Annotated in this window: 1 pseudogene; it reads right to left on the bottom strand. The window is 78.2% G+C overall.

Annotated elements, in window-relative coordinates:
• Nucleotides 1-284: pseudogene (locus ACG00X_RS24120) on the bottom strand (hypothetical protein); the annotation flags it as partial.

Raw genomic sequence — 284 nt, 5'->3', positions numbered from 1 at the left:
GCAGGTCCGGTTGTTGTCGGCGCCCCGTACGCCCGCGCCGCAAGCACCAGCGGCGCCACGGCGGCCGTCACCCGTGGCGGCTGCCGCACCCCAGCCGGTAGCAGCGCCCGTCGCACTGCCCGCGCCAGCGCGATCCATCGCCGAACCGGTGGCGGCGCCCGCGTCGCCCGGCGGCGCGGAGGTGGCCGCCGCCGCTTCGTCGGGCCCGGTCTCCGGCGGTGGTGGCGGTGGCGCGTTGTCGCTGAAGCCCTCGCGCGACGTGCTGCTGGGATCGATGGGGTCCA

This window comes from Pelomonas nitida, assembly GCF_043555975.1.
Taxonomy (GTDB): domain Bacteria; phylum Pseudomonadota; class Gammaproteobacteria; order Burkholderiales; family Burkholderiaceae_C; genus Pelomonas; species Pelomonas nitida.
This window is presented reverse-complemented; position numbering and strand designations above follow the sequence as displayed.